This is a genomic window from Flavobacterium xylosi (genome assembly GCF_042787345.1).
Taxonomy (GTDB): domain Bacteria; phylum Bacteroidota; class Bacteroidia; order Flavobacteriales; family Flavobacteriaceae; genus Flavobacterium; species Flavobacterium xylosi.
Genome location: NZ_JBHZPZ010000001.1, coordinates 345,311 through 353,662 on the forward strand (window position 1 = coordinate 345,311; position 8,352 = coordinate 353,662).

The 8,352-nt window shown below is 36.0% G+C and carries 9 protein-coding genes; 7 read left to right on the plus strand and 2 right to left on the minus strand.

Annotated features, from left to right (window positions below):
• Window positions 1–107: 107 nt before the first annotated feature.
• Window positions 108–680, minus strand: a complete 573-nt coding sequence (locus tag ACFX5E_RS01545; protein WP_379853408.1) for a hypothetical protein — start codon at window positions 678–680, stop codon at window positions 108–110.
• A gap of 297 nt (window positions 681–977) precedes the next feature.
• Here ACFX5E_RS01545 and ACFX5E_RS01550 point away from each other — a divergent pair, with 297 nt between their 5' ends.
• Genes ACFX5E_RS01550 through ACFX5E_RS01575 form a run of 6 tightly spaced genes read left to right on the plus strand, consistent with a single transcriptional unit; the run spans window position 978 to window position 6,831 of the window.
• A complete protein-coding gene (locus ACFX5E_RS01550; RefSeq protein WP_379853409.1) occupies window positions 978–1,388 on the plus strand; it encodes a RidA family protein in 411 nt (136 codons plus the stop codon).
• Between the two features lie 45 nt (window positions 1,389–1,433).
• On the plus strand, window positions 1,434–2,690 hold the full coding sequence (locus tag ACFX5E_RS01555; RefSeq protein WP_379853410.1) for a voltage-gated chloride channel family protein: 1,257 nt from the start codon (window positions 1,434–1,436) through the stop codon (window positions 2,688–2,690).
• Between the two features lie 60 nt (window positions 2,691–2,750).
• A complete protein-coding gene (locus tag ACFX5E_RS01560) occupies window positions 2,751–3,758 on the plus strand; it encodes a DHH family phosphoesterase (RefSeq protein ID WP_379853411.1) in 1,008 nt (335 codons plus the stop codon).
• A gap of 6 nt (window positions 3,759–3,764) precedes the next feature.
• The gene (gldI, locus tag ACFX5E_RS01565; protein ID WP_379853412.1) at window positions 3,765–4,421 is read left to right on the plus strand and encodes a gliding motility-associated peptidyl-prolyl isomerase GldI; all 657 of its coding nucleotides are present in this window, start codon (window positions 3,765–3,767) and stop codon (window positions 4,419–4,421) included.
• 20 nt (window positions 4,422–4,441) lie between these two features.
• A complete protein-coding gene (locus ACFX5E_RS01570; RefSeq protein ID WP_379853413.1) occupies window positions 4,442–5,566 on the plus strand; it encodes a peptidylprolyl isomerase in 1,125 nt (374 codons plus the stop codon).
• Between the two features lie 47 nt (window positions 5,567–5,613).
• A complete protein-coding gene (locus tag ACFX5E_RS01575; RefSeq protein WP_379853414.1) occupies window positions 5,614–6,831 on the plus strand; it encodes a peptidylprolyl isomerase in 1,218 nt (405 codons plus the stop codon).
• Between the two features lie 217 nt (window positions 6,832–7,048).
• Here the strand turns inward: ACFX5E_RS01575 and ACFX5E_RS01580 are convergent, their stop codons facing one another.
• The gene (locus tag ACFX5E_RS01580; RefSeq protein WP_379853415.1) at window positions 7,049–7,489 is read right to left on the minus strand and encodes a hypothetical protein; all 441 of its coding nucleotides are present in this window, start codon (window positions 7,487–7,489) and stop codon (window positions 7,049–7,051) included.
• A gap of 329 nt (window positions 7,490–7,818) precedes the next feature.
• Here ACFX5E_RS01580 and ACFX5E_RS01585 point away from each other — a divergent pair, with 329 nt between their 5' ends.
• Entirely contained in the window at window positions 7,819–8,256 is a 438-nt protein-coding gene (locus ACFX5E_RS01585; protein WP_379853416.1) for a site-specific integrase, read from the plus strand.
• Window positions 8,257–8,352: the final 96 nt, after the last annotated feature.

Genomic DNA, 8,352 nt, shown 5'->3' on the forward strand with positions numbered 1-8,352 from the left:
ATCAAAAGTTATTTAATAATTTTTTTAAGTTTAAAACTACTACTGCACCACCATAAAAATCCAATATTACATTTAGAGTTGCAGCAAATCAATTTAGAACCTCTAAATTATTCTTTCATTAATATAATGGTTGCCTTATAACCCAGCCCAATATTCCATTGATTTGATGCAACAACAGTATCTTTATCATCATAAACCTGAAATTCTGCCGTATTAGGTGCAGCAAAGCCCTCGTTTAATGCTTCAAAATCTATCTTGTTAATACCTTTTTCCAACGTGATTTCAAAACCTTTAAATTCTCCATTCAAAATAACCTCAGGCTGAATCATCTTATCGTTTAAATATACTCGAATCTTATCGCCATCCACATAGGCGGCGTCACGATATCTTACCTTGGCTGTAACTGAAGTAGTGTTGAAATTCCCTAAATCCTGATTTTTTTTATAAACCTCTCCTGGAATAATAACATCATTTTTGGGTACAATAAAATCATTTTTGGGTATCTCAATCGGTATATAAGGTTTAATTTCAGGCAAATTTACCTTTGGCGGAGTTACTTCTTTAATTTTTAGGCCCTTGTTTTTAGGCGTAACCGCTTTAAATTTTGTGCTAAATTCATTTTGTGCATATCCACTCAAAGATACACCAACTATCATCATTAAAAATAGAATCCTTTTCATCGCTTGTATATTAATTTATTTACTGCTTATATTTTTTTTTAAAAATAAAAAAACTGTCGCTATTAAATCACAAACGGGGTGTAATTTAACTTTCATTTATAACATTCAATTTTCAATTTTATTACATTTAAGAACATTTAATTTTCTGAAATACCTTTATAAAAATTGAAGTTTTTAATTAAAAACCAGTGTTTTTTATTTTACTATTTTTTATAAATTGCAAAAAATATACCAAAAATTGAAATTGTATTTTAAAACTTGAAAAAATAAGCGTTATTATCCACTAAATAAGTAAAAATGAAAAGAGAAAACATATTGACCGGTTCCCCATGGGAAGATAAAATGGGCTATTGTCGGGCAGTCCGTATTGGGAATATCATTGAAGTTTCCGGGACAGTGGCAATTGTTGATGGCCAAGTGGTCAAAGCCAATGATGCGCATGCTCAAACACTAAACATACTTACAAGAGTGGAGAAAGTTCTCGAAGACCTGAATGTAGGCATGAAAGATGTCATTCGTACTCGAATATTCACTACTGACATTAACAACTTTGAAGCTGTTGCTTCTGCCCATGCCAAATTTTTTAAAGACATAAAACCGACAACTGGCTTTTATGAAATTAGCAAGTTAGTAGGTCCAGAATATCTGGTAGAAATAGAATTTACCGCTATAGCCACCGAAAAACCATTAATTCAAGAAGGATTGTAATACTTTCGCAAAAAAAAAGCCGAACCAATTCTAGTTTTGAATCTAATGAATTTTGAAAAAATAAAAAAAATCCTATTTCTTACCTCCAAATGGGTTTCCATTTGCCTATTGATAGGACTTTTTTCCGGTACCGCTTCCGCATTTTTCCTAGTTGCTTTAGAATGGGTTACACAAATTAGAGAAAACAATAACTGGATCATTTGGCTTTTGCCAATAGGAGGCCTTATTATAGGATTAGGCTATTACTATTTGGGCAAAGAAGTGGTAAAAGGCAATAATCTTTTATTAGAAGAATATGACAATCCTAAAAAAACCATTCCTCTAAAAATGGCGCCTTTGGTACTTTTAGGAACGTTAATCACCCACCTTTTTGGAGGTTCAGCCGGCCGTGAAGGAACAGCAGTACAAATGGGAGGATCCATTGCCGATCAATTCACAAGCCTTTTTAAACTTGATAATTCCGAAAGAAAGACAGTCCTGATTTTAGGAATCAGTGCCGGTTTTGCTTCCATTTTCGGAACACCTTTGGCGGGAGCCTTATTCGCTTTGGAAGTTTTATATTTCAGCAAAATTACTTTTAAAAGCAGTGTACTTTCTTTTGCGGTAGCGTACATAGCTTATTTTACAGTCGAACTTTGGCAAGTAAAACATACCCTTTACAGCATTCCTGTTGTTCCTGAAATCAGTTTCACTTCTATATTTTGGACAATTCTCGTCAGTTTATTATTTGGCTTAGCCGCCATGTTATTTTCACGAAGCACTCACTTGTGGCAAAATTTATTTTCAAAAACGATAGCATTTCCTCCGCTTCGTCCTTTTATTGGCGGAATTATTCTTGCAGTTACTATCTATTTTATCGGAACTACAAAATACATGGGTTTAGGCATTCCTGTGATTGTTGATGCTTTTTCAACTCCAAACGCTTCTTATGATTTTCTGATCAAAATACTGTTTACCGGTTTTACCCTTGGTGCCGGTTTCAAAGGAGGAGAAGTAACTCCGCTATTCTTTGTTGGAGCCACTTTAGGAAGTGCTTTATCAGTAGTTGTGCCCTTGCCTATTGCGCTTTTGGCGGGAATGGGATTCGTCGCTGTTTTTGCGGGAGCGACCCACACTCCTATTGCCTGCACGGTCATGGGCATGGAACTTTTTGGCATAGAAAGCGGTGTTTTTATCGGCGTGGCTTGTTTAATCGCTTATTTTTCTTCGGGATCTGTGGGGATTTACCAAGCCCAGATTGTAAAAGGTCCAAAATACCGTTTATACCAAAAAATGAAAAATAAATACATTGAGCTTTTGTAATAGGTGAAAATCGTGTTAATGATTTCAACTTTACATTAAAAAAATGTAATTTCGCACTCTATGAAAATACAAGACATTCAAGCGATAGAGTTGTTATTATCAACTCCAAAAAAAATTGCCATAATCCCACATAGAGGTCCTGACGGCGATGCTATGGGTTCTACTTTAGGATTGTATCATTTTTTATTAAAAAACAACCACCATCCGGTTGTGGTTTCCCCAAATGAATTTCCTGATTTCCTGGCCTGGATGCCGGGATCCGAAACCGTTAAAATATACGAAAAAGACAAAGATAGCTGCACCAAAATCCTGGAGGAAGCAGAGTTAATTTTTACTTTAGATTTCAATGCTTTGCACCGTACAGGTGAAATAATGGAAAAGGCACTCGAAAAACTAACCGCTCCGTTCATCATGATTGACCATCATCAAAAACCGGATGATTATGCCGCATTTACGTATTCCGATACCTCTTTTGGCTCTACTTGCGAAATGTTATACAACTTCATTTGTCTTCTTGGTAAAAAAGCAGATATTGACAAAACTATTGGCACTTGCATTTATACTGGAATTCTTACGGATTCAGGATCCTTTCGTTTTCCAAAAACAACCGGTATTACACATCGAATTATTGCCGAATTAATTGATTTAGGTGTCGAAAATACGGAGATTCCAACTTTGCTTTTTGATAATAGTTCTTACGGGCGTTTGCAATTATTAGGTAGAGCACTTCAAAATATGAGAGTGATACCAGAGCATAAAACGGCTTATACAACGCTAACACAAGATGAATTAAACTCTTTTGATTATGTGAAAGGCGACACAGAAGGAATTGTAAATTACGGCTTAAGCATCAAGGGAATTGATTTTACCGCTATTTTTATTGAAAACAAAGAAGAAAAAATCATCAAAATATCGTTCCGTTCCCAAGGTGATTTTGATGTCAATCAATTTGCAAGAGATCATTTTCATGGTGGCGGACATCGCAATGCTGCCGGTGGAAAATCAGAACTTACGATGGCGGAAACGGTAAAGAAATTTGAAGATTTAGTACAAAAACTAACACTATAATACATCATGAAAAACAACCATGCACTCGCAATTGTATTATTTTTAGCTCTATTAGTTTCCAGTTGTAAACAACATCAGGAGGCCAGAAGACCTATTTCACAAACTTCAGGAAGTTTTATGAAGAAGTCGATTGAGCGAAATAAAAAATTAATTTCAGGCGAAGAAGCACAAATTGATGCTGTAATCAAAAGAAATGCAAACGTAAAATTTATCGCTTCCACAAAAGGATATTGGTACTCCTACATCACAAAAAACGAATTGGATACACTAACTCCCAAAAAAGGAGATGTAGCTTTCTTTGATTATGAAATAAAAGATTTAAAAGGAAATGTCATTTATTCTGAAGTGGAATTGAGACCACAAATATATTACGTTGACAAACAGAATATCATGATGGGTTTGAGAGACGGGATAAAATTAATGCATAAAAAAGAGAAAGTAAATTTCCTTTTCAATTCTCACATGGGCTTTGGTTATCATGGTGACAACAAGAAAATTGGCGTTAATCAACCTTTACTTTGTATCGTGACTTTGCGTGATTTCATGCCGGAAGCAGTCTATAAAAAACAGAATGAAATAAGAACAACGGCTCCTGTTACCACTCCTGTGGCAAAACCAGAAGTAATAACTGAAACTAAACCACAAGATACCTTAACCAAATAAAAAATAAATATAAACTTCGTATGAAAAAAAGCATCCTTCTCGTATTCCTTGTAATTGCCTCGTTTTATTCTTGCAAAGAAGAACACAATAATCTTCCTGATGGTTTGTATGCCAAAATTGAAACCAACAAAGGAGATATCGTTGTACAATTGGATTTTGAAAAAGCCCCAATCACAGTGGCTAACTTTGTGACATTGGCGGAAGGAAAAAATGAATTTGTCACCAATAAAAATCTTAAAAACAGACCGTTTTTTGACGGATTAAAATTCCACCGAGTAATTAAAGATTTCATGATTCAAGGCGGAGATCCATTAGGAACGGGATCTGGCGACACAGGATATAAATTTAAAGATGAATTTTCTGATTTGAAGTTTGATAAAGAGGGTGTTTTGGCTATGGCCAATAACGGTCCAACGACTAATAGCAGCCAGTTTTTCATAACGCACGTTGCAACCCCTTGGCTAGAAGGCAAACATACTATTTTTGGACATGTTGTTGATAAAGGAATGGAAGTAGTCAATAAAATCGAACAAAACGATTACATGAATAAAGTGACCATTATCAGAAATGGCGAAGCGGCAAAAAAGTTTGACGCAGTAAAAACATTCCATGATTATTTTGCAGTAGAATCAGAAAACCAAAAGAAAAAATTGGCTATTGATGCTGAAAACAAAAGAATCTACAATACAAAATACAAAGAAGTACGTGATCAAAAAATTGCTTATTTCGCTGACTTAAAAGCCAAAGCAACGATAACTCCTTCTGGTTTAAAATACGTTATAATTAAAAAAGGCGGTGGCAAAAAACCAGCTAATGGCGCTAATGTATTTATTCATTATGCCGGTTTTCTTGAAGATGGAGAATTATTTGACGCAAGTGTTGCTGATGTAGCCAAAACTTTCGGAAAATACGATGAAAACAGAGCAGCACAAAACGGATACCAACCAATCCCTTTTCAAGCAGGAAAAAAAGATGGCATGATTCCTGGTTTCATTGAAGGATTGGAGAAATTATCTTTTGGAGATAAAGCAGTGATTTTTATTCCTTCAAGATTAGGTTATGGTGCAGCAGGCGCTGGTGGAGTAATTCCTCCCAATGCAAATATTATTTTCGATATTGAATTATTAGAATCCATGCCCCAATAATATTTTATAACAACTAAAAAATTTGTCGGACTTAAATTATTAGAAAAATGAAATTTAAAATTCTATTTTTATTGTTTTTGGGAGTACTCAACATGCAAGCCCAAGTTAAAAAGAAACCGGTTACCGCTAAAAAACCAACAACTGCAGTTAAGGTAACTCCAAAAGTTCCCGTTGCGACCGAAGGGATTTTCGCAACAATTTCGACTACCAAAGGTGATATTGTCGTTCAACTGGAATACGTAAAAACACCTGTCACTGTAGCGAACTTTATTGCACTGTCTGAGGGAACAAATACTTCTGTTTTGGACGAAAAACTAAAAGGGAAACCTTTTTTTGACGGTTTAAAATTTCACAGAGTCATCAAAGATTTTATGATTCAGGGCGGTGATCCTTCAGGAAATGGATCTGGCGGACCCGGTTATGCGTTCAAAGACGAATTTACCGATTTAAAATTCGATAAAGGCGGTATTCTGGCGATGGCCAATTCAGGACCAACTACTAATGGCAGCCAGTTTTTTATTACCCATAAAGACACTCCTTGGTTAAACGGGAAACACACTATTTTTGGTCATGTCACCCAAGGAATGACCATTGTGAACTTGATTGCGCAAAATGATGTTATTACTAAGATTACGATTACCAGAAAAGGAGTTTTAGCTAAAAAGTTTGACGCTCCAAAAGTATTTGCAGATTATTATGGCAATAAAGCGGAAGACGCTAAAAAACAAGCTTTGATTGATGCCGAAAATCAAAAAAAGCAAGCAGCAATTCAGGAAGAAAGCAAAAAAGCATACACACAGCAATATGCTCCCGTTATCGCCGCAAAAGTGGCTTACCTTGCCACTGCAAAAGCAGGTGCAACTGCAACGGCTTCTGGCTTAGCGTATAAAATCGTTCAAAAAGGAAATGGAGTAAAACCAGTTGACGGTTCCACTTTCTATTTTCATTATGCAGGATATTTTGAAGACGGAACCTTATTTGACAGCAGCTACGAAGACGTTTCTAAAGCCTACGGAAAATACGATGCTAACAGAGCCGCGCAAAACGGATACCAAGCTTTTCCTTTTGAAGCAGGTAAAAAAGAAGGCATGATTCCTGGATTCCTGGAAGCACTGGCCTTAATGTCTTACGGGGACAAAGCGGTGATTTTCATCCCTTCAAAACTGGCGTATGGAGAAAGAGGGGCCGGAGGCGTAATTCCGCCAAACACCAATCTTGTTTTCGAATTGGAAATGTTTGAAAAACAACCCGTACCAAAAAAGTAAAACAGCTAAAGCATTACATAAAGAAACCCGTCTCGTTCCTAAAAACGAGACGGGTTTTTTATTTCAATCCTTTTCGATGAATCCTATTAATCAAAAATGCAACACACGAACTAGACAACTTAAACGGATTTTCATGGCTCAAAAAAACAGTTTCAAAATCCGTTTTTTTCTGCAGCATCCTTGTCATCTGTGTGCTATAAGACCTCAATCAACACTATTATTTCTTCCCAAATTTCCAGTCAAATTCATCTTTTTGATTGATAATCGCACCAATCTCAAATTTCACCACCTCGTCAAATTCGGTCTGAAAGATAATCCAGTTCTCTTCATTAAAATAGTTTTCAAAAGTATCAAATTCTTCCTGTGTGAATTTAATCAGTCCTTTTGGAGCTAATTCTTTTTTGACCTCACTGATTTTTTTATTGATAATTGTCGTCCCGAATAATTCCAAATCCGGGCTCGAAGCTACTATATAACCTAATTTCAAATCTTCTTCCACATAGAACGTCAAACGCATTTTGAGTGCATTATAAGCGAAAATCACATTGTTGTCTTCGTCTTTATAATTCCGGTCCGGCTTACCGTAAATCGCCGTAACATCATTCTGTTTCATTCCGAAAAGGAGTTTATCGATTCCGTTTTTCAAGTTGATTTTCATATTCTTTACTTTTGCCGCAAAGTTCGCAAAGTTTTCCGCAAAGTACACTACCTTTTTTGTTTAAAATTATTTCGAATAAGAAAGTCAATCCGCGTGCTGACCTCTATAATTTGGGCGTGTCCTCGTTGCGGAACCATTAGCACTAAAACCCATTTTTCACCGCAACAAGGTCGGGTCATCCGCGGTATCTTTTGTTCCATTGCATTGCACAAAAGGATGCCGCTACTACCCCTCACGCAAAACAGCCTCAATACCACAAGAAGCTTTGGCTTAATCAAACGATATTTGTAAAAATAATCACTATCTTACCCTCACAAAATCAACACGATATGATCTGGACAGCAAAACTCATCAAGCATAAAGACGAAAGCAGAATTGCCGTTTATTTCGAGAAAAATCAAGACCTGATTTCCAGGATAAAACAAATAGAAGGAGCACGATGGAGCCAGCAAAAGACCGTTTGGCATCTCCCGGACACCACTGAAAACAGAGAACGTTTCAACATAGGACCCTTGGCAAATTCACTCCCTTCTGCCGAAGGAATTGCCCAAATAGAGAAATTCAAGCAATGGCTGCGTTCTAAACGCTATAGCGAAAGCACCATAACTACCTATAGCGAAGCCTTAAAATCTTTCCTGATTTTCTATCGAGAAAAACCCGTTGCTGACATTACTAATGAGGATGTAATTATCTATAATAACGACTATATTTTAAAAAATAATCTTTCGGCTTCGTACCAAAATCAGATTGTTCACCCCGTTGGATAAAAAAATTGAACTTATGTATTATTATGTTTACGTTTTGCTAAGTGAAAAAGATAATCAATTTTACACTGGCTATACTTCTGATTTAAAAAATAGGCT

Excerpts from the sequence above, each read along its gene's own strand:
- ACFX5E_RS01580 (WP_379853415.1), bottom strand. The coding sequence starts at position 7,489 with ATGAAAATCAACTTGAAAAACGGAATCGATAAACTCCTTTTCGGAATG.
- ACFX5E_RS01570 (WP_379853413.1), top strand. The coding sequence starts at position 4,442 with ATGAAAAAAAGCATCCTTCTCGTATTCCTTGTAATTGCCTCGTTTTAT.
- ACFX5E_RS01550 (WP_379853409.1), top strand. The coding sequence starts at position 978 with ATGAAAAGAGAAAACATATTGACCGGTTCCCCATGGGAAGATAAAATG.
- ACFX5E_RS01555 (WP_379853410.1), top strand. The coding sequence starts at position 1,434 with ATGAATTTTGAAAAAATAAAAAAAATCCTATTTCTTACCTCCAAATGG.
- ACFX5E_RS01545 (WP_379853408.1), bottom strand. The coding sequence starts at position 680 with ATGAAAAGGATTCTATTTTTAATGATGATAGTTGGTGTATCTTTGAGT.
- gldI (WP_379853412.1), top strand. The coding sequence starts at position 3,765 with ATGAAAAACAACCATGCACTCGCAATTGTATTATTTTTAGCTCTATTA.
- ACFX5E_RS01575 (WP_379853414.1), top strand. The coding sequence starts at position 5,614 with ATGAAATTTAAAATTCTATTTTTATTGTTTTTGGGAGTACTCAACATG.
- ACFX5E_RS01585 (WP_379853416.1), top strand. The coding sequence starts at position 7,819 with ATGATCTGGACAGCAAAACTCATCAAGCATAAAGACGAAAGCAGAATT.
- ACFX5E_RS01560 (WP_379853411.1), top strand. The coding sequence starts at position 2,751 with ATGAAAATACAAGACATTCAAGCGATAGAGTTGTTATTATCAACTCCA.